Source organism: Streptomyces sp. NBC_01808 (assembly GCF_035917395.1).
In the GTDB taxonomy this organism is placed as follows: domain Bacteria; phylum Actinomycetota; class Actinomycetes; order Streptomycetales; family Streptomycetaceae; genus Streptomyces.
This window is the reverse complement of the sequence record NZ_CP109072.1, coordinates 7366022-7386123: the sequence shown is the minus strand read 5'-3', so window position 1 is coordinate 7386123 and position 20102 is coordinate 7366022. Positions and strand designations below refer to the sequence as shown.

Annotated in this window: 18 protein-coding genes; 6 read left to right on the top strand and 12 right to left on the bottom strand. The window is 73.2% G+C overall.

Annotated elements, in window-relative coordinates; translation table 11 throughout:
* Window positions 1-43: 43 nt before the first annotated feature.
* From OG946_RS32440 to OG946_RS32425, 4 genes are all read right to left on the bottom strand, one after another.
* Window positions 44-1948: an SMI1/KNR4 family protein gene (locus tag OG946_RS32440; protein ID WP_326799506.1), complete on the bottom strand. Its 1905-nt coding sequence runs from the start codon at window positions 1946-1948 to the stop codon at window positions 44-46.
* 63 nt (window positions 1949-2011) lie between these two features.
* Window positions 2012-2851: an alpha/beta hydrolase gene (locus tag OG946_RS32435; protein ID WP_326799505.1), complete on the bottom strand. Its 840-nt coding sequence runs from the start codon at window positions 2849-2851 to the stop codon at window positions 2012-2014.
* A gap of 581 nt (window positions 2852-3432) precedes the next feature.
* Entirely contained in the window at window positions 3433-4293 is an 861-nt protein-coding gene (locus OG946_RS32430) for a hypothetical protein (RefSeq protein WP_326799504.1), read from the bottom strand.
* Between the two features lie 5 nt (window positions 4294-4298).
* Window positions 4299-4859 (bottom strand): SigE family RNA polymerase sigma factor, encoded by a 561-nt coding sequence (locus OG946_RS32425; RefSeq protein ID WP_326799503.1) that lies wholly within the window; start codon window positions 4857-4859, stop codon window positions 4299-4301.
* 231 nt (window positions 4860-5090) lie between these two features.
* On the opposite strand from OG946_RS32425, the gene OG946_RS32420 reads away from it, so the two are divergent.
* Window positions 5091-6539, top strand: a complete 1449-nt coding sequence (locus tag OG946_RS32420) for an NF041680 family putative transposase (RefSeq protein WP_326797746.1) — start codon at window positions 5091-5093, stop codon at window positions 6537-6539.
* A 9-nt stretch (window positions 6540-6548) separates the two neighbouring features.
* Here the strand turns inward: OG946_RS32420 and OG946_RS32415 are convergent, their stop codons facing one another.
* Window positions 6549-7121: a GNAT family N-acetyltransferase gene (locus OG946_RS32415; protein ID WP_326799502.1), complete on the bottom strand. Its 573-nt coding sequence runs from the start codon at window positions 7119-7121 to the stop codon at window positions 6549-6551.
* A gap of 212 nt (window positions 7122-7333) precedes the next feature.
* Here OG946_RS32415 and OG946_RS32410 point away from each other — a divergent pair, with 212 nt between their 5' ends.
* From OG946_RS32410 to OG946_RS32400, 3 genes are all read left to right on the top strand, one after another.
* Window positions 7334-8170, top strand: a complete 837-nt coding sequence (locus OG946_RS32410) for a peptidoglycan recognition protein family protein (RefSeq protein ID WP_442814553.1) — start codon at window positions 7334-7336, stop codon at window positions 8168-8170.
* Between the two features lie 239 nt (window positions 8171-8409).
* On the top strand, window positions 8410-9165 hold the full coding sequence (locus OG946_RS32405; protein ID WP_326799500.1) for a CBS domain-containing protein: 756 nt from the start codon (window positions 8410-8412) through the stop codon (window positions 9163-9165).
* On the top strand, window positions 9162-9869 hold the full coding sequence (locus OG946_RS32400) for a response regulator transcription factor (RefSeq protein WP_326799499.1): 708 nt from the start codon (window positions 9162-9164) through the stop codon (window positions 9867-9869). Before OG946_RS32405 ends, OG946_RS32400 begins: the two co-directional genes overlap by 4 nt.
* A 28-nt stretch (window positions 9870-9897) precedes the next feature.
* On the opposite strand, the gene OG946_RS32395 is transcribed toward OG946_RS32400, so the two are convergent.
* Window positions 9898-11085 carry a sensor histidine kinase gene (locus tag OG946_RS32395; RefSeq protein ID WP_326799498.1) on the bottom strand — a complete coding sequence of 396 codons (1188 nt, stop codon included), beginning with the start codon at window positions 11083-11085 and terminating at the stop codon, window positions 9898-9900.
* A gap of 302 nt (window positions 11086-11387) precedes the next feature.
* Here OG946_RS32395 and OG946_RS32390 point away from each other — a divergent pair, with 302 nt between their 5' ends.
* Both OG946_RS32390 and OG946_RS32385 read left to right on the top strand, forming a co-directional pair.
* Window positions 11388-12260, top strand: a complete 873-nt coding sequence (locus OG946_RS32390) for a universal stress protein (protein WP_326799497.1) — start codon at window positions 11388-11390, stop codon at window positions 12258-12260.
* Between the two features lie 23 nt (window positions 12261-12283).
* Window positions 12284-12958 (top strand): CBS domain-containing protein, encoded by a 675-nt coding sequence (locus OG946_RS32385; protein ID WP_326799496.1) that lies wholly within the window; start codon window positions 12284-12286, stop codon window positions 12956-12958.
* Here the strand turns inward: OG946_RS32385 and OG946_RS32380 are convergent.
* The 6 genes from OG946_RS32380 to OG946_RS32355 form a co-directional block, all read right to left on the bottom strand.
* Window positions 12900-13202 carry a hypothetical protein gene (locus tag OG946_RS32380; protein ID WP_326799495.1) on the bottom strand — a complete coding sequence of 101 codons (303 nt, stop codon included), beginning with the start codon at window positions 13200-13202 and terminating at the stop codon, window positions 12900-12902. The genes OG946_RS32385 and OG946_RS32380 overlap by 59 nt on opposite strands.
* A gap of 412 nt (window positions 13203-13614) precedes the next feature.
* Complete coding sequence (locus OG946_RS32375) at window positions 13615-14565, bottom strand: DUF1918 domain-containing protein (protein ID WP_326799494.1); 951 nt, start codon at window positions 14563-14565, stop codon at window positions 13615-13617.
* 40 nt (window positions 14566-14605) lie between these two features.
* Entirely contained in the window at window positions 14606-15064 is a 459-nt protein-coding gene (locus tag OG946_RS32370) for an Hsp20/alpha crystallin family protein (protein WP_326799493.1), read from the bottom strand.
* A gap of 12 nt (window positions 15065-15076) precedes the next feature.
* Window positions 15077-15373: a DUF1876 domain-containing protein gene (locus tag OG946_RS32365; RefSeq protein ID WP_326799492.1), complete on the bottom strand. Its 297-nt coding sequence runs from the start codon at window positions 15371-15373 to the stop codon at window positions 15077-15079.
* Window positions 15374-15547: 174 nt separating this feature from the next.
* Window positions 15548-19237 (bottom strand): hypothetical protein, encoded by a 3690-nt coding sequence (locus OG946_RS32360; RefSeq protein ID WP_326799491.1) that lies wholly within the window; start codon window positions 19235-19237, stop codon window positions 15548-15550.
* Window positions 19227-20078: a DUF4132 domain-containing protein gene (locus OG946_RS32355; RefSeq protein ID WP_326799490.1), complete on the bottom strand. Its 852-nt coding sequence runs from the start codon at window positions 20076-20078 to the stop codon at window positions 19227-19229. Before OG946_RS32355 ends, OG946_RS32360 begins: the two co-directional genes overlap by 11 nt.
* Window positions 20079-20102: the final 24 nt, after the last annotated feature.

The window sequence follows — 20102 nt, the reverse complement described above, 5'->3', positions numbered from 1 at the left end:
TCATCTCAACGGATAGGCACAACGGTCGCGCCGGGGCGGGCGTTCAGGTCCGGTGCGGGCCCGTCGTGACGTAGGCGTAGCTGAACCCCTCGCCCTCGCGGGGCTCGCGGGTCCAGGACCGGGTGGTGAAGGTGGGGAGTCTGCCCTGGGTGAGCGCGAAGCGCGGGAGTGAGAGCCCGAGTTCGGCGTGGAGGGTCGTCAGCACGCGTGCTTCGCGCTCCTGCTCGGTGTCCTCCGGGCGGAACAGCCGGGCGGGGTCCAGGGCGTCGGGTATCGCGCCGGAGCGCTCGGCCTTCGTGCCTCGTACGGTGAACGCCCAGAGCTCCTCGCCCTGTTCGGCCACGGACAGGTGGAACGCGGTCGGGCGGTCGGCGGAGTGGCTCGTCGGTTCGCGCCAGACCACCACCGCGCGGCCGGCCGCGGAGGCGGCCGCCGCCGGCGAGCGGAACAGGCCGGTCAGACGGCGGTGGGAGCTGACGTCGACGGCGAACGCCCAGCCTTCGGCGGTGCGGCCGAGGGCGACCACGGGCCGGTCCTCCCAGAGTTCCACGCCCTCCCGCTCGTGCGGACCGGGTGCTCCCCAGGATGCCGTGCGCGGATCCGTGGGCGCACTCAGCCCGGCACCCTCTTCGCCGATCAGGGCGGGCAGGCCGGCGGGGTCCGCCCCCTCGATCCAGACAGCGCGGTATCCGTCCCACGGCTGCTGCCGGTTCGCCGCGCGCTCCGCCAGCCAGGCGAGGCCCGGCGGGTCGAGGTCGGGCACCGGCTCGGGGGCGGGTCCGCTCTCCCCGGCCCGCGGGGTCGCCCGGATCTCCCGTCCGCGCTCGGGGGTGACCAGCGGGCCCAGGACGGTGTCGGCGAGCAGGCCGACCGGGGCGATCAGCGAGGGCCCCGGCGCCTCCCACGACGGCAGCGCGCCGCGCAGAATCCGCCACGCGTCGTCGGTGAGCCCCCAGCGGGCCGCCTCCCGGGCCTCGGCGACGGCCCGGCCCCAGGGGCCGGTGGGCGCGTAGACATGGGTCCCGTTCCGCACCGCGTGCAGGACCGCCTCGGCGGTCTCCCGGTCGACGCCGCGGGCGACCATCATCCGGAGCCACTGGTCGTCCCCGTCCCGCCGTCCGTCCCGCCCCTGCGTCACGGCCTCCGCGGGCAGCAACTCCGGCTGGTAGCGGGGGTCGGCCACCAGGTCGCCGTAGGCCCGCGGACTCCGCGGCGCCCCCATGTGCTGGAGCTGGTTCAGCAGGACGGCGCTCCCGGGCCGGCCGTAGGACGCCGCCTCTTCGAGCAGGGACACCGCCTCCTCGTACCGCCCGCGCAGCGCCAGCCGGCGGGCGTCCTCCACGCGGGCGTCCTGGGCGCGGGTCGTCGCGTTCACGAAGTCGGCGCGCTCGGCCCGGTCGCGGTGGAAGCCGCGGTACATGGCCTCCATGTACGCGCGGAACGACGGGTAGCGGTCGGGCTGTTCGCCGCTCCAGCCCCGGTAGAGGTAGAGCGCCCACTCGCCGTCCCGGCCGACGTCGCCCGGATCGAGCAGCGCGTGCGAGATGTCGGAGTCCGTCTCCAGCCGCAGCGCCCGCCGCCACATCCCGGCCAGCAGCACATCCTCCGCGCGCGGATCGTCGCCGAGGTGCTCCTCGTACGCGGAACTCTGGTCGTACGGATCCCGGAACCAGTCGATCTCCGCGGCGCCCCCGAGCTGATAGACCCCGGCCGTCTGATCGACGTGCCACCCGTCGCTGACGGCCAGGAACTCCCGGTACGACTCCGGCAGCCGCAGCCCCAGCCGCTCCTCGGCCGCGACGATCACCGCCTCCGCCGCCCCGGCCCGCCCCCGCACGAAGCGGGCCTCCTCACCGCCCTCGTCGTCCTCTTCCTCGTCCGCCCGCGGAACCCACTCGTCCTGCCAACGCCCAAGGAACCCGTGCCAGTCGAAACCCTCGCCGCTCATGCCCGGGATACTGCCACCCGGCACTGACAGCCCGGCCGCCGTCGGCGTCCCGCTCCGTCGCGCTCAGCTCGGGTCGATGTGCAGGGGCGCGGGCTCGATCGCCCAGTCGAGCGCGAAGTCGGCGACCTCTTCCCAGCCGTCCTCGCCACAGGTGTAGTGGCTGCGGCCGGGGAACTTCCGGTAGGCGACGATGGCGCCGCCGTGCTTCTCGTTCTTCCGGTAGTTCTCGTGCTGCACGGCCGGCGGCAGGATGCGGTCGTTGCCGCCGGCGATGAACAGCAGGGGCGCCCGGTCGCGGTCGGCGAAGTCGTAGGCGGTCGCCGCGTGCGGCGCGAGGTTGGCGAAGCCGCCCTGGAAGAGGATCCGGCCGGAGACGGGGACCGCGTAGCGGTCGTAGACGGCCTTCGACTCCTCCTCGCTCAGGTTGTTCGTGAACGCGTGGTGGAACTCCTTCTCGGTGATCGGCACCGCGCGGTTCTTGTTGGCCGGGTTGTGCAGGACCGGGAAGGTGGCCCTGATCTCACTGACCGGCAGCGCCCGGATCCCCTTGACGGGCGCGCCGTCGATGGACACACCGACCGCGCCGTACCCGGCGCCGAGGAGAAGCTGCACGAAGGTGCCGCCGAACGAGTGGCCGATGAGGGCCGGCCTCGTGTCCAGCGCCGCCACGACCCCGGCCAGGTGGTCGAAGACCTCGCGCACGCCGAGCCCCGCCAGCGGCGAGGGGTCGCGGCGCAGCGCCTGGACGCCGGCCTCGCCCGGCTCGATCCCCGGGTAGCCGGGCGTGATCACCTTCAGGCCGCGCTGCTCGTAGCGGGTGACCCAGTGCTCCCACGACAGGGGCGTCATCCAGAGGCCGTGGATGAGTACGACCGTGTCCGGTGGTGATGCGGTCTGGTCCATCGTCCCGTCCGATCTCTCCGGCGGCGGCGTGCGCGCAGGCTCTCACGCAGGAGACTTCAGACTATTCGGACATCACGGGAAGCAGGGTCAGCGATTCGCCGCGAGCCGCCGGCCCCCGCTCCGGTCTCGGTCACTTCCGGGGAAGGAGTGCGCCGGTCAGGTGGCCGTAGGCCACGTGGCAGTGCAGACGCACCCCGGACAGCAGGGCGTCGTCGTTGCTCCCTGCGGTTGTGCACGGCCGGCACGTCCTGCAGATAATCCACGGTGGCCGTGCACCCGTACGCGGCCGCCGTCTGCTCGGCAAGCGTGGTGAGCCGCCTGCGGACGTCGCCCATGTCGGCCAGCGGGCCCAGGTGCATGCCGAACGCCATCGTCGGCACCGGGTCGTCACACGCACGTCGACACTCCAGAACCGGCAGCCATGGCAGTCCCCTCCGCGAGCTGGGCCCGCCCCGTTCCGGCGGGCCCACCACTGCGCATATTAGAAGGGGCCACTGACATCGCCGGCGCCGCCGGACGAGGGAAGGTGACGGGCCGTCAGCCGCGTCCCGGCCCCGGCAGAGGTCGAGTTCGCCCGCGGGTCACCAGCCTTTGAAGTCGTAGCCTTCGGCGGGTTGCCCGTAGCGGTCGTATGTTCGTAGCTCGTCCGGATCGACCCCGCCTTCCGGTCCGGCGGCTGTGAACCAGTGCCCCGTCGACCCTGCAGCCTTGACCAGCTCCAGCTCTGACACGGTGCCGTTCTCCCACGTGATCTCCGCCCGGTCGACCCCTTCGGGCAGGTAACCGTAGAGCAGCTCGACCGTCCTCGCCTCGGCGTCCTTGCTCTCGTTGCCATTGCCGTCGAGGTTGGTGCCATCGACATGGATCTCGTCGTCGCGGCCGGTGAGCACCTCTCCCTGCCCGGCCGGACCGCGCGGGTTGCCGTTCTCCGAGAGGTAGAGGAAGTACCAGGACTTCCCCGGCCGGTAGGGCAGCTCGTCCTCGCCCTTGACCGGCGGGTAGTTGGCGCCGTTCTCGACCTCGAACGGCAACTCCGTGTCGCTCTCGTACATCGCCCGGACCTGGTCCCAGACCTCGTCCTGGTCGGCCGCGGCCGCCCAGACGTCGACCTCCACCCGGAAGTCGTAGCCGCCCGCCGAGCCCTCGCCCAGTACCGCGTTGGACGGCCGCGTCACCCCGGCCTGGCCGGGGGACGAACTCCCCGGCGGGACGACGATCGCCGTCGGCTCCCGCATCCCGCCGGACTCGGGCAGCGCTCCCAGCCCGACGGCGAGGAGGCCCCCCGTGGCCAGGGTGGTCGCGCCCAGCGCCAGCCTTCTGCCGGTACGCCGGCGGCGCGCCGCACGCAGCACCGCGGCGGCCGGAACCGGGGTGATGACCACCTGATCCGCCGCTGCCGCGAGCCGCTCCGGCAGAGCTGTGTCGATGCCCTCTTCGTGCACGTCACTCACCTCTCTCGGCCGCCGGCGCGCTCGCGGGTGCCGCCCGTCCGCTCCCTCGGGACGAGCGAGACGCGCAGCTTGGCGAGGCCCTTGGCGGTCTGGCTCTTGATCGTTCCCGTCGAGCACCCCATGGCCGCCGCCGCCTCGTCCACGCTCAGGTCCTCCCAGTAGCGCAGCACCACGGCCTGCCGCTGCCGGGGAGGCAGCGCGAGCAGCGCCGGCAGCAGCGCCAGGCGGTCGTCCGCCTGGGCGATACGGTCCGGCCCGGCCGGTGGCGATTCCCCCGCGCCGCCGCCGCTCTGCCCGCTCGGCAGCTCGGCACGCCGGCCGGAACGGAACCGCCGCGCATAGGCGTTGAAGAGGATCCTGCGCACGTACGCGTCCGGATCCTCGGCGCGCGTCACCCGCCGCCAGGCGACGTACGCGCGCTCCAGCGCGGTCTGCGCGAGGTCTTCCGCGGCGTGCTGCTCCCCGGTGAGCAGGTACGCCGTACGCAGCAGCCGCGGCCACCGGCTCGCCATGAAACTCTGGAAATCGGTGTCCCGCTCACTCTGCTTGGCAGTCATGGGCACTCCCTTCACCCCTCACAGAGTCCAGGGAGCCCGATCCGCGTTGCCCGGCCACGGGGACGAGTTCTGCAACGCCCTCTCAGCTTGTGCTTTATCCACCGGCTTCGAACGGCGTCCCGTACGCGGTCACTCGGTAGGGGATTCACCGGACGTGGTCACGGCCTTCGGCTGATCCTGTGCTCCGACCAAGGATGCACTGACCAGCACAAAGGCCGTGGGGGAACGAGTTTGCTGCATCACGAAGCCGGGCGGGGCCCGTTCGCGCTGGCGTCACACTTCCGGGACGACTTCTTCGACTGCCTGACCGTCCGCGGGGACGCGCTGTTCGAGCTGGCCGACGCGCTGTTGTGCAAAGACGGTCCGGTAACCGCACCGGTGGACCTGACCTTGACGGCCGAACACCGGCGCGGGCACGGCGCGATGTACTCCGCGCTGAACCGCGGGGAGATCGACGTGCCCCGGCTGCGGCAGGTACTGGCCGGCCTGCCACAGCCCAGGGCCGCCGACGGGCGCCTGGTCCTCGCTGTCGACGTCACCCACTGGCTCCGCCCTGACGCCTCCACCAGCCCAGAGCGCCTGTTCTGTCACGTCTACGGCCGTAGCGGCCGGTCCTCGGACCAGTTCGTGCCGGGCTGGCCCTACTCCTTCGTGGCCGCGCTGGAGACAGGCCGCACATCCTGGTGCCAGCTCCTGGACGCTGTCCGGCTGGGCCCGGCCGACGACGTCGCCGAGGTCACCGCCGCCCAGGTCCGCCGGATCGTCGAGGACCTGATCGGCATGGGCCGCTGGAAGACCGGCGACCGCGAGGTCCTGGTCGTCTTCGACGCCGGCTACGACGCCCCGCGCATGGCCCACCTCCTGGCGGGGCTCCCGGTGGAAGTCCTCGGGCGGATGCGGGCGGACCGCGTGATGCGCCGGCCGGCGCCCTCCCGGGAGGAGTTCCACCTCGCCCACCCCTATGGCGGGCGTCCACCGAAGCACGGCGGGGAGTTCCGCTTCGCCAAACCGGAGACCTGGGGTGACCCGGACGCGGCAACGGTGCAGGTCACCGACCGCTACGGCACCGCCCGCGCAATGGCCTGGAACCGCATCCACCCCAGGCTGACCACTCGCTCCGCGTGGATCGACCACACCGCCGAGCTCCCCGTCATCGAGGGCACCCAGATCCGGCTCCAGGTCGACCGCCTGCCCGGCGGGAACGATCCCCTCCCGGTCTGGCTGTGGTCCTCAGCCACCGGCCTGGCCGGCGACGACATCGACATCCGCTGGCAGGCGTTCCTCCGCCGCTTCGATCTGGAGCACACCTTCCGGATGATCAAGCAGACCCTGGGCTGGACCCGCCCTAAGCTCCGGGCCCCCGCGGCCGCCGACCGCTGGACCTGGCTCGTGATCGCCGCCCACACCCAGCTCCGCCTCCTTCGTGAGGCAGCCGGGGATCTCCGCCACCCCTGGGAACGACCCGCTCAGCCCGGCCGTCTGACCCCGGCCCGAGTCCGCCGGGGGTTCAGAAACCTCCGCCCGCACTTGACCTGCCCGGCTCGTGCACCGAAACCCTCCCGGCCAGGCCCCGGCCGCCCTCCCGGCTCCAAGAACCGACACCCCGCCACCCACCACAACGTCGGCAAAACCGCCAAACGGCCCGAGAGCATCAAAGAACGATCACGGACCGGTGGATAAAGCACAAGCTCAGCCGGCCGGGGCCGGCGTGGCCGACGGGCGCCGGTCTCGTCTGATCAGGCCGAACACCCACGAGTCGGAGACCTCGCCGTTGACGACGCAGTCCTCCCGCAGCGTCCCTTCGCGGACGAACCCGACCTTCTCCAGCACCCGGGCGGAAGCCGCGTTGCGCGTATCGGACTCGGCCTGGACCCGGTTCAGGTCCAGGGTGTCGAACGCCCACCGCAGCACGGCGTGTGCCGCTTCCGTCGCGTAGCCGTGGCCCCACGTTGCAGGGTCGAGGCAGTAGCCCAACGACGCGCTGCGGTGGTCCGCGTCGAATGCGGTCAGACCGCACCAGCCGACGAAGGCGCCGTCGGACGCACGGTCGATGGCCACCCGCGCCCCGGTGCCTTCCTCCGCTATGGTCCGGCACCTCGCGAGGAAGAGCCCGGCGCGGGCGGGTTCGGTCCACGGCGGGGAGTCCCAGTAGCGCATCACGTGGGTGCTGCTGTGCAGCGCGAAGAGGGGGTCCGCGTCGGCGTCGGTGAAGGGGCGCAGGCGCAGCCGGGCGGTGTGCAGCATGGGAGTGGCCAAAGTCATGCGGACCATCTTGCGTCCTCGTGGAGCGGGCAGCGCACCGAATATCCGCGGGACGACCGGCGCCCCGGGCGCACGGCGCGGGAGCCTCCGTACAGAGCAGTCCAGCGGGCGCGCCGGGCGGGGAGCCGTCAGGCTGGAAAGATATGAGAGGCGTGTGCGGTTCCCCCAGGCCCCGGCGCCCTCTGCGCTGGGCGGTCACCGGCGCCGGAGCCGTGGTCGCGGCCGTCCTGACCGTGCTGGCCCTCACCGGGAACCTGCCCTTCGCCGCCGCCCCGGATTCCGGCGAGCGGTCGCCGAAGGCCGCGGCCGATCCGTACGCTCCGGCCAAGGCGCTGCGGCCCGCCATCGTCGGCCGCAAGCAGTGGGGCGCCGATCCGCGGCTCCTCGACCAGAAGCCGCGCTACGCGGACTCCGTGCACGCAGTGGTCATCCACCACACCGGCCACCTCAACGACTACGACTGCTCGGAGAGCCCTCAGTACGTACGCGACATGTACGAGGCACACGCCGTCGGCAAGGGCTGGGGAGACCTCGGCTACAACTTCCTCGTCGACCGGTGCGGCACGGTCTTCGAGGGCCGGCTGGGCGGCGTGGGCCGCGCGGTGGTCGGGGCGCACACCCTCGGCCTCAACAGGGGCACGACCGGAATCGCCGTGATCGGTACGTTCCCGGAGGGCGTGCCCGTACCGGAGCCGCTGCGGAAGTCCCTTGCGGTGCTCATCGCCTGGAAACTCGGTCTCACCGGGATCGCCCCCACCGCCCGTACCCAGGTCGTCTCCACCAACAGCAACACCCGGTTCGCCGAGGAGGGCTCCATCTCGGTGCCGGCCGTCCTCGGCCACATCGACGCGTACGAGACGAGCTGCCCGGGGGAAGCGCTCGTCCGGCTGCTGCCGACCCTCAGAAAGGAGGCGGCCCAGGTGCAGAGCAAGGCGAAAGTTCTGGTCAAGAAGGACGCCGGACAGGCCGGAAGCAAGAAGGCGAAGGGCCAGGCGCGGCGGGCTCCCGGCAGCCACGCCCGCTCCGGGGGCACCGCCGGAGGCGCCTGACCAGCCGCCGTTCACCTGGCCCTGTGTCGTCAGCGCCTCTCGGGGACAACGGCGACAGGACACTTGGTGAGCCGGGCCCTCGGGGATCGACGGCGCAGGTGCCGCCCGAACGGGTTCGGTCTGTTCGCCGTCCGGGTGAGAGTCCGGCGCGGACGGGCAGGTTCCCCTGCCGGAGTGGTAGCTCGAACTTGCTCACCGGCGCGTGGCCCGTACGCTGTCCCGGCCCCGGAAGGATCGTCATGAACCGTTCGCCGTATCTCGTCAGTGACGTCATGACGCATACGGTCGTCGCGGTCGGGCCTGAGGCTTCGTTCAAGGAGATCGCCGAGGCGATGCGGAAGTGGCGGGTCAGCGCGCTGCCCGTCCTGGAGGGCGACGGCCGGGTCACCGGCGTGGTGTCGGAGGCCGATCTGCTGCCCAAGGAGGAGTACCGCGACAGCGCGCTGTCCGTGGCGGACCGGGACCGGCGGCCGGAGGGCATCGTGAAGGCGGGTGCGGTGGTCGCGCGCGACCTCATGACCACGCCCGCCGTCTCCGTACGGGCCGACGCCACCCTCGCGGAGGCCGCGCGGGCCATGGCGCTGCGGCGCCTGAAGCGGCTTCCGGTCGTGGACGGTGAGGGGCACCTGACCGGCATCGTCAGCCGCGGCGACCTGCTGAAGGTCTTCCTCCGGTCCGATGAGGACATCGCGGAGGACGTGCAACGGCAGGTCCTCGACCCGCTGTTCCCCCTCGGCGGGGCCACGGTGCACGCACAGGTGGACAAGGGTGTCGTGACGCTCTCGGGCTGGTTCCGCAACACCTCGCTGGTGCCGCTGGCGGCGCGGATGGCGCGGGCGGTCGAAGGCGTCGTGGACGTCGGGTTCCGGCTGGAGCGACCCGACGGCGCGCCCGCCGGGGACGGGCAGCGGGGCCGGCGGGGGGCGGCCTCCCCGGGGCACGAGGGAGACGGTCCCGGGGACACGACCGCGCCACCGCCCGCGGAGCCGACGTGACCGGACCGGACGGGTTCGCCGCCTCCGCCGCGGCGCCGATCCGGGTCTTCCTGCTGGACGATCACGACGTGGTACGGCGCGGGCTACGGGAGCTGCTGGAGGACGAGCCCGACATCCGGGTGGCGGGAGATGCCTCGACGGCCGAGGAGGCCGTGGCCCGCGGCCCCGCGCTCCGGCCCGACGTGGCGGTCCTCGACGTCAGGCTCCCGGACGGCGACGGCATCGCGGTGTGCCGGGAACTGCGCTCCCGGATGCCGGACCTCCCCTGCCTGATGCTCACCTCCTTCGACGACGACGAGGCGCTGCTGGACGCGATTCTCGCGGGAGCCGCGGGCTACGTACTCAAGCAGATCAAGGACTCCGACCTGGTCGCGGCCGTGCGCACGGTCGCCTCGGGGCAGTCGATGCTGGATCCGACCACGACGGGCCGGCTGCTGGACAGCCTCCGGGGCGAGCCCGAGGAGTCCGGGGAGGAAGGGCCGCTTTCCGGCCTCGCGCCCCGGGAGCGGGAGATCCTCGGCCTGATCGGCGAGGGACTCACCAACCGGGAGATCGGCGAGCGGCTCTATCTCTCGGAGAAGACGGTCAAGAACAACATCTCGCGGCTGCTGAGCAAGCTCGGCGTGGAGCGCCGCGTCCAGGCCGCCGTGATCGCCTCGGAGGAGGGCGTACGGCCGGACGGCGACGGCACCCGGGGCCGCTGACCGGGCCCGGGCGGGTGCCGGCCCGGGGTCATCGACGGGTCAGGGGCACCCACCACGTCACACACGTGCCGCCCTCCCGCGGAGCGGTGACCGAGAACCGTCCGCCGAGCCTCTCCGCGCGATCGGCGAGGTTCGCGAGTCCGCTGCGCCGGCCGCCGCGCGGCATGCCCACCCCGTCGTCCCGTACGGACAGCGTGGCCGTGCCGTCGGTCACGGTCAGGACCACCTCGGCGGCGCTCGCCCGGGCGTGCCGGCCGACGTTGGTGAGCGCCTCCCCCAGCACCGCCCGGACGGCGTCGGCGACGTCCGCGGGCACGTCCGTGTCGATGAGGCCCTCCAGGCGGAGGGAGGGGGTGAACCGGAGCACCGGCACGGCGTCCTCCACGGCCCGGACGACGTGGGCCCGCAGGCCGCCGCCCGTCGTCCCCCGCCCGGTGCGGAGGCCGAAGATCGTCGAGCGGATGATCCGGGTGGTCTCGTCCAGCTCGTCCACGGCGCGCAGCAGGCGGGCCCGGGCTTCCTCGTGGTCGACGAAGCGCAGCGCGCTCTGCACCGAGATCCCGGTGGCGAACAACCGCTGGATCGCGAGGTCGTGCAGGTCCCGCGCGATGCGGTCGCGGTCCTTCAGCAGGGCGACCTGTTCGGCGTCGCGCCGGCGATCGGCGAGTTCCATGGCGATCGCGGCCTGCCCCGCGAAGGCGAGCAGCGGACCGGTCTCCACCTCGGTGAACACGTCGAGCGGATCGCTGCGTGCGAGCAGGAGCACGCCCCTGACCCCCTCCTCGGCGACCATGGGGACGGCCACCGCAGGTCCCGGTCTCCGCGCGCCGGGCGACCCCGCCGTGATCCGCGGATCACGGGAGAGGTCGGTGCTCGTGATCGGTTTCCCGGCCTCGGCGGCAGCTCCGGCGAACGATCCGCGGCGGGGCAGGAGCATTCCCTGGTACGTCTCCGCCTCCTTGCCGGAGGCCAGGGCCACCCGCAGCCGTCCTGAGGCGCCCTCGGCCAGGGCGAGGACTCCGAGGTCCGTCCGCAGAATGCGGCGGGCCCGCTCGACGATCATCTCCAGGACGGCGGGTTCCTCCAGCCCGGAGAGCAGTCCTGCGGTGATGTCGGCGGTGGCCTCAAGCCACCGTTCGGTGAACCGCGACGGTTCCCGCCGGCGTACCAGCTCGCCCGGCCGACGCCAGTACGGGCTCACGCTCTGTTCATTCACGGCCCCTCCGTGACACGTCATTCGTGCCCTTTTCTCAGATTAGCGCCAGTTTTGACGGCCTGCCCCCGGAGCACGCATGTCACTATGAGTGACACTCATCCCGTCTCCGGCCGGTCCGGCCACCCCCGCCGGGAAGACCGGTGTGCCCGATGGTCCCGGCGATGAACCCGTACGGCTCTCGTGGGCCGTGCCGCCGCCGCGGCAAGCTGAAGGGGCGGCGTGGCCAATGCCGCGACGCTCTTCCGTGACCGGGCTGCGCTTGTGACCAGGCCGCCCGGTCGGTTCCCCCCGGGGAGGCAGCAATGACAACGCGGCACGTGGTGGTCGGCGTGGACGGCTCGGACCCGAGCATGGCGGCGGTCCGGTGGGCGGCGGCGGAAGCTGCCGCGCGCCGGATCTCTCTGCGTATCGTCCACGCCGAGGCGTCGTCCACGAGTAGCCGGCAGGCCGCCCCGGGCGGCTCCCTGCACGAGGAGTGGGTCCGGGACCGGATCGCCACCGCATGCCGCGAGACGGCGGAACGGTATCCGGAAGTGGAGATCAGCGGTGGTGCGACGTCGGAGACGGCGGTGAAGGCACTTCTGGACGAGGCGCAGGACGGAGAACTTCTCGTCCTGGGGTCGCGAGGCATCGGTGCGGCCTCGGGATTCTTCACCGGAAGTGTGGCGTTGCCGGTGGTTGCGCACGTCACCGGACCCACCGTCCTCGTACGGGAGGACTGGCACCCGGACACCGCGGACAGCGAGCTCCCCGTGGTGGTGGGAGTGGATCTCGACCACGGGTTCGACCCCGTGCTGGAGTTCGCTTTCGCCGCCGCCCACCGGACGGGCAGCCCGCTCCGGGTCGTCCACATGTGGCGGCGCTCGTCCATCTACGCCTACCCGTCGGCACTGCCCGACCCGAAGGTCGGCTCCGATCTCAAGGCCGTGGCACGGGAGAACCTCGACTCCGCCCTCGCCGGCTGGCGGGCACGCTATCCGGAGGTGGAGACGGAGCGCGTCCTGCTGGACGGCGAGGTGGCGCCGCGTCTGCTGGAACTGGGCGCCGGCGCCCAACTGCTCGTCGGGGGACGCCGTACGCACAGGCACCGGATGTTCCCGACGCTGATCGGCCCGGTGACGCACGCCCTGATGCACCACGCCGCCGCGCCCGTCGCCGTCGTCCCGCACGAGTGACCACCCCGAACGTGGGAGGGAAGATGCAGCACCGCAAAGTCAGCGATCTGATGACGCGGGATGTCGTCAGCGCCCGTTACGACACCCCGTTCCAGGAAGTCGCCCGCCTGCTGACGGAGAACGAGATCGCCGCGCTCCCCGTGGTCGACAACGGCGGCCGGCCCGTCGGCGTGGTGTCGGAAGCCGATCTGCTGCGCAAGGCCAGTGACCGGCCCGGTACCGACGGACGGGTCCCCCTGCCCCCTCTCGAAGCGTGGGAGCGCGCCAAGGCGGAAGGCGCGCGCGCCGAGGAGCTGATGTCCGCCCCCGCCGTCTGCGCGCACCCCGACTGGAACGTCGTCGAAGCCGCCCAGCTCATGGAGGTGCAGCACATCAAGCGACTGCCGGTGGTGGACGACGTGGACCGGCTGCTCGGCATCATCAGCCGCCGGGACCTCCTGCAGATCTTCCTCCGCAAGGACGACGCCGTCCGGGAGGAGATCGAGCACGACGTCCTGCAGGACACCGTGGGCCTGGCGCCCGCCCAGGTGTCGGTCGACGTGGACGGCGGCCGGGTGACGTTGCAGGGACTGGTGGAGAGCAGGAGCCTGATCCCGATCATCGTGCGGCTCTGCACCTCCGTGGACGGCGTGGTCGGCGTCACGGACCGCCTGTCCTTCCGGGTGGACGATGTCGGCCGCACTCCGCTCCGGGCCTGAGCCCGCACAGAAGGGGCCGCCGGCGGCGCTCCGGGGCTTCGGTGCCGTGCGGGCCGGTCAGGCATCGGGAAGCCGGAGCCGGCGGGATTCGCCCGGCTCGACGGTGACGGTGCGGTCCGGGCAGGACGAGGGTCAGCGGTGGCTCTGCTGACTGCGGGACGTCGACATGGAGCAGGCCGGCGCGCAGGCGCAGCTCGATGCCGCGGTGGCCCCGGTGGCTCAAGCGCAGCACGTACTCGGACATCTGCGGCATCGGCACGGGGTCGAGCCACAGCGCGTCCTCGCGGATCGCCAGTCCGGTCAGGCCGCGCCGACGGCGGCCACGATGGTGGCGGGGTCGTCGTCACGGATGCCCCGGCACACACCACCCGGCCCACGGGGTCGTAGCCGGTGCCCTCGACCGTGGCCTCGCCGCGCGGCGTCCACAGGTGCTCGGCCGCCACCCGGCCCTCGGTCAGGGTGCCGGGCCCGTCGGGATGGGCGCCCGCGCCGCGCACTGCTGCGCTCCCGGTCGGCGTGATCGCCCCTCCGGCCGCCGCCCGAACGCCGCAGTCCGCGGTTGTCCGAGCAGGAGGAAGAAAGGGCACAGTGCGCTGGACATCCGCTGCCGGAGCCGCGTCGCGGGCGACCGGCGGAGCCGGCCGGCGGCGGGTGCGTCACCTGCCCGGCGCTCCCGGCTCCTGCCCGTCGTCCGTGATGCGGCGTCCGGTGATGCGCGTGGGCCGGATCGAGACCCACATCTCCCGTCCGCCCCCGGCCCACGGTGCGGCGTGGGCACCCTCGGCCAGTCTCCTTACGGCGTCGGAGTCGGTCACTACCCGCGCAGGTCCGACGACCAGCACGCTCCAGCCCTGGCCCATGGCCTCGTCCAGGTGGTCGACCTCGAAGGCGACCTCCGATCCCACGGCTGCCGCCGGAGCCGAGTCCGGCGCGGTCCGGTAGGCGATCGCCTCGTCGACGACCTCGTAGTTGACCGGAACCACCGCGGGGCCCTGCGGTGTCGAGACCGCCACCCGCCCCACACCGGAGGCGGACAGCAGACGGCGGCACTCGTCGGGGCCGAGGTCCCGTAGCCGGGGGTGCTGCAGCGCCTGCCCCTGGCCGGGCGGCCAGTCGATGCCGCCGCCGCGCAGCGCGACGGGGGTCGTGCCCAGCACACCGGCCAGGCGGGCGAGGCAGGCCGCCGTCGGGTCGGCCGCCTGTTCTTCGAGGTATGCCAGGTATTCCGGCGCCATTCCGGCGCGGTGGGCCGTCTCCTCCCGGGTCAGCCCCCGGCGTCTGCGCTCCGCGGACACGCGGCGGCCGATGTCACCGGGATGGGGCGGCCTGGCGGGCGGGGTCACGCTCGGCTCAGCGCTTGTCCGCTCTGCCGCGCGGTCCGTACGCGACCGGCCGGACTCGGGTTCACCCCCTGGCGGGTGTCCGGGGCCGCGGACGTGTGCGTCGGGCCCGGGATAGACGAGGGTCACCTCGTCCGTGTCCGACCAGCGCACCTCGTAGGGGGGCGTGCCATCCGCATGGCGGACCCCGATGATCTCGCCATCGCGTCTGGCGGCTCCGGTAGCAGGACTCTCCACCACGAGTCGATCGCCTGGTTCAGCTCGCATGATCGCCACCGCCTCCTCGCCATGCTGCCGGGGCCGGCGGTCAGCCCTCGATCTCGATACGCCGCGCCCCGGCCTTCTCGGCCTTCGGAACGCGGATGGTGAGGACGCCGTTGGTCAGTTCCGCGCTGACGTGACCGGTGTCCGAGTTCGACGGCAGACTGGCGTGGTAGTCGAACTCCCCGACATGGCGGCCTCGCCGCCGGACCACGCCGGTGCGTTCCTTCTCCCGGATCTCGCCGTGCACGCCGATCTCGGAGTCGGTGATCTCCACGGTGAGGTCGTCCTTGCCCACCCCGGGAAGCTCCAGCTCCACCAGGTAGGCGTCCTCGGTGTCCTCGATGTCGGCCAGCGGTACCCAGGCCCCGGGAGTACCGGGTCCGGGTACGGCCGGAACGGCGGACTGCACGAGGCGGTCCAAGCGGCTGTGCAGGTCCTCCATCTCGCGGAACGGGTCCCACGTCTGGAGGGCCCCGCCGCTACGACGGACTGGCTTCGTCATCGGTCGGCCTCCTCACATCCGGTCCGGGGACGGCCAGCCGTCGCCCGGGCGCGCATCCCGCCCGGAGGCCGCGACCGCCTCGACGTCACGCCGGGCGACGTCCATCAGTTGCCGGCCGAGGTCGTCGAGCGCCCGGCCGGCGGCCAGCTCGTCACCGATCTCGGGCACGTCCGGGTCCGCGGGGTTCCTGTGCGCGTCCCCGTGCCCGGTGAACCTCCCGGTCGCGGTGTCCAGCTCCACGCGCGCCTTCGTCGTCCCCGCCTCCTCGAAGAGATGGAGGCCGACGTTCCATTTCACGGTGTGCGTCATCGTCTTCCCTCCGCGTCTCGGCGCGGAGCGCGGAATCGCAAGCGCGCTCCGCTCGTGCTCTCGCCCCCGGTGGGAAAGCACCTCTCCCTCCACCGTGTGACGGTGGCCGCACCGATCACAGGGCCGAAGGTCCCCGCCGCCCGACCACTCGGCCCCGTGATCACGCCGGAGCCGTCAGCCGGGCGGCTGCCGCCGGTACGCCTCCGCCAGCCGCCCGGCCATCAGGTGCTGGTTCCAGAGCTGTCCCGCGTCGTTGGGCATCGCCGCGTCGTACAGCGCCAGACGGGCCTCCGTGGGCACCCGCCACAGCCTGTCGCAGGCCTCGGCCGCCTCGGTCACCTTCAGCCCCAGGACGGCGCGGGTCTCCGGCGACAGGCTCTTCCCGGTGTGGACCCCTCTGGTGTCGACGCCGGGCAGGCCGGTCAGCCACAGGGCCGCCTCCGCGCGGTCGAGGCCGGCGGCCTTGGCGAGGTGGGCCGCCGCGTCGGGGTCTAACGGCAGCGGTTCGCGTCGCTCCAGTTCGTCGGCCAGCCGGCGCAGCCGCTTGACCGTGCCCCATCCCCGGGCCACCGGCCGGATGCCGACGAACCCCTCCGGCCGGGGCATGTCGCCCCGCTGCAGGAACGCCTTGATCCGGTAGTTCCTGCCCGCCTGCGTGCGGGACCAGTCGCCGAAGTGCATGGCGATGTCGAGCGGCAGCACCTTGCCCTCCGCGGTGGACCGCGCCACCGGGGGATCCTCGTCCCCGTCCTCCCCCGGGTCCAGCAGGCCGCGGTGCAGCGCCGGATCGGTCAGGGGCGAGGCCGCCCAGAAGCGCAGCAGCGCGATCACCGCCGCGCGGTACGCGGCCGGGGTGACGGCACTGGCGGCGCGGACGCCGAGGCCGCCGATGCGGCCCGCCAGCTCCGTCCAGTCGTAGTGACTGCCGTGCACCGCCCAGTGGGCCATGGCCGTCTCGCCGTCGATCGAGCCGGCGAGGAACGCCGCGGCCAGCTCGATCTGCCGGACCGTACCGCCGGTGCCCTCCGGGTAGTAGCTGACCAGCCCGTCCAGGGCTCCCTCCAGGTCGGGCTCCGGCACCTCCAGCAGCCGGGGGGTCTGCCGGTCGAGCACTTTCAGCAGCCGGTCGCGGTGCTGTATCCGGCGGTCGGTCTCCTGGAAGAATCCGGTGAGGCCGTCGAGGAGCAGCTCGTGGCGGACCTCGGGCAGCAGGGCACCGAGGGTCTTCCGCAGCTCCGCCGCGGAGGTGGCGGTCGCCGCCAGCAGTGCCCGTACGGTGTCCTCCGAGATCTCCCGCAGCGCCCGCGAGCCCGGCAGGTCACGAGGCGTCAGGAAGTGCCAGAACGCCTTCGGCGGCATGCGCCGCGTGCCTGCGGCCATCGGGGACGGGCGGTTGACGATCCAGTCCTGGTCCATCATGTAGACCCGCCAGTGGGCCGTGCCGGTCTCCGGGTCGCGCGCGGTGACGTCGTAGCCGCCGTCCAGCAGCAGCGGCCGGTCGGAGCCCGGCACGTCGAGGAGCCCCCAGGGGAAGGGCGGCTTGGAGGACCAGCGGCCGTGCGGCAGCGAACCGGTCATCGGGAGAGCGATGCCGTGAGCGCCGTCGACGCGGTGGTAGCGGACCTGTCCCGTCACGCGGTCGTAGGCGACCCGGAAGCCCAGGTGGGTGCCGTCGGTGCCGAGCGGGGTGGTGGCGGTGCCGGTGGCGACCGGGGCCAGCGACGAGTGCTCGATCAGCCAGCCCTCGTTCCCGCTCAGCAGGGACGGATCGAGGAACGCGGGCAGGCCGGGCTCGCCCAGTTCCCCGGTGGCCGGGTCGATGGGGCGCACGACCAGGGACTCCTTGTCCACGCCGGTGTACCACCAGTACGTGCGGCCGTCGTGGAACATGTGCCCCTCGGGGCCGACCCGGCGTTCGCCCACGGTCAGCAGCCGGTGGCCGGTGAACCGGCGGGCGCGGGGCCCCAGGAACGTGTAGCCGGAGCGGGTCTTCTCGCCGTACCGCCACTTCCACGAGGTTTCGTGCTCCGTGTGGATCTCGGCCGGCGCGCCCGACCAGTACACGCTCTGGTCCTGGTTGACGGCGTGGAAGACCTGGAACTCACCCTGGGAGAAGAGCGCGCGGACGTCGTAGTTGAACCGGGCGGCGCCCTTCGGCACCACCAGCCGGTGCTCCGCGATCCGGCCGCCGGGGCCGATCGCGATGGCCTTGCGGCGATCGTGCACGGACAGGATGGGCCAGCTCGCCTGGCACCAGTTGTCCTCGCCCTTCAGCTCGGCGGCGGCCGTGTCCAGGGCGTCCCAGCCGAGTTCGTCGAGGATGCCCGCGCGGAGCGTCCTGGTCAGCGGGGCCACGAGGTCGACGGCGGCCAGCCGGTCCAGCAGGCCCGGCACTTCCGCCACCGCCCGCCGGGACAGCGTGCCGTAGAGCCAGTCGAACGCGTCGAGCGCGCTCTGCAGCGCGCCGGACGCGGCGCAGTCCAACCGGTCGTCGACGATCCTGCGCAGGAAGGGCCGCAGCGGCTCGATCGTCCACGCCCGCTGCCAGCGCTCGTCGGACCACTTGTCCTGGAGGAGGGAGCGGACCAGCGGGCCGTCGAACCGCTCGTCGGCGGTCAGCGCCGCCAGGTCGACGCGGCCGTGCTCCCACCAGTGCCCCAGCAGCAGCTTCGGATCCGGGTCCGGCACCGGGATGCCGGCCGCCAGGCAGCCGCCGATGACCGCGGCGTCGATGCGGTACTCCGCGGCGTTGCCGTCGCCGAGGCGCAGCGGGCCCTCGTCCGGGCCGATCCGCGCGGCCAGGCGGGGCAGCAGGTCCAGCAGCTCCTGGGGTGCCCTGGGGGGACGTTCGTCGGATCCGCGGTAGCGGCGGAGCATCGCGGTCAGCCACCGGCCGGTGTCCGTACCGAGGTGGCCGAAGGCGTCCGCCTCGTCGAGGAAGGCGATCCACCAGGCGTCCATCTCCGAGTACGGGAGGTCGGCCAGTTGCCACACGAGCCGCCGCTGCACCGCCTCCGACGTGGCGACGGCGGCGAGCCAGGCCTTGCGCTGCGAGGTCCAGAAGCCGTCCGAGGCGCGCCAGAGCGCGGGCGCCTCGACGAGGGCTTCCAGTACGGACCCGTGTTCCGCCGCCACGTCGAGGCCGGCCGCCTTGGCGAGTTTGGTGAGCTGCTTCAGCATGTCCGGCCAGGGCGGCAGGCCGCCGAGGGTGCGGCGTACGGCCAGCTCGCGCAGCTCCCGGTAGGCGGCGACGGGGTCGTCCGGGCGCTTGCCGAGGTCCGCGACGTACGTCTTGATGTCCTTGACCGACAGGGCCCCGGCGAGGGCGAACTCCAGGAAGACCGCGCGCTGTCGGGCCGGGTCGACGGCCGGCAGGTGCCGGTCGGCCTGGCGGGCCCGGCCGAACATCATCGCGGCCTGCCGGTGCCGGCCTGCGGCGACGAACGCCCGGCCGACCTGCTCCCAGTAGGCCGGGAGGTGGGAGTCCGGCAGCGTGGTGGCGATCTGGCCGTAGAGGTCGAGGGCGGGGCCCGGCTTGGGCCGGGCGAGCCGCTCGGCGCGGGCCATCTCGGGCGCCGCCGCGAGGGCCGCGTCGGCGTGGGCGGGGTCGTGGAGCACGGCCCACGCCGGGTAGCCGGGCTCGCGGCGGTATCCGGCGGACACCGGTGGGCCGGCGTCGGGGGCGGAGAACCCGGCGGCGGCCAGCACCCGGTCCTCGCCGGGCGCGGCGGCCTGTCCGCTCAGCCGGACCACGGGGCGGGCGCCGAGGAGCGGGTGGGTGTAGCGCCGAGCGGTGACCGGCTCGCCGCCGGGGGTGCCGGCGGGCGCCAGGCCGGTGTCCAGCGCGATCCGGTCACCGGTCATCGGTCGTCCTTCCCGCGTGGATCAGCTCTGCCATACGTACGCCTTCCGACCAGGCCACGGGGCCGACTTCGGCCAGCCGGACGGGCCGTTCCGAGGCGTCCACCCACAGCAGCCGTCCGGTGCTCGCGGGCAGGCCGATATCGTCCGCCCCCAGCCAGTAGCGGGCCTGCAGACCGACGCCGCCCTCGGCGATGCGCACCGTCGCGAACCCGCCGCGCATGACGAAGCCGTACCGGGCGGCGCGGGCGGTGGCGTGCCGCAGCTCCGCGAACTCGCCCCCGGCGTAGGCGTCGAGGCCGGTGGCGCCGGGCTCCGCGCCGTCCGGCCGGTGGTGGATCTCGCGGGCGAGCTGCGGGATGCCCTGCGTTTCCGCACGGTCGTCGAGCAGCGCCCGCCAGCGCTCCGCGTCGGAGAGCAGCACCGGATGCGGCAGGGATACGGGGCCCACCGGTGGGGTGTGCGACATACCGTCCCCGGCCACTAAGCCGGTGCGTCCGTCCTCACCCACCTCCGTCAGCAGGCCCGTCCGCCCGCCGACGACCACCACGAGGTGCTCCAGCACGGAGCGCCAGCCCGGGTCGGGCCACACGCGGGCCAGCAGGGCGGCGGGCACCGGTATGCCGATCAGCAGCCAGGACTCCACGGTGGCCCGGCACTCCTCCTCGTGCCGCACCAACCGGTCGCGCAACTCGGAGAGTTTCCCGCCCGTCGAGCTGCCGCGCACGGCTCTGGGGACCGACGGCAGCAGGCGGCCGTCGGACTTGCGGCATCGGAGGGTGGTTCCGTCCAGAGCCAGTTCGTGGTCGTGGGTGGCGGGATGCCACACGAGAGAGGTCGACATGCCCCGCATCGTGCCAGCCGCCTG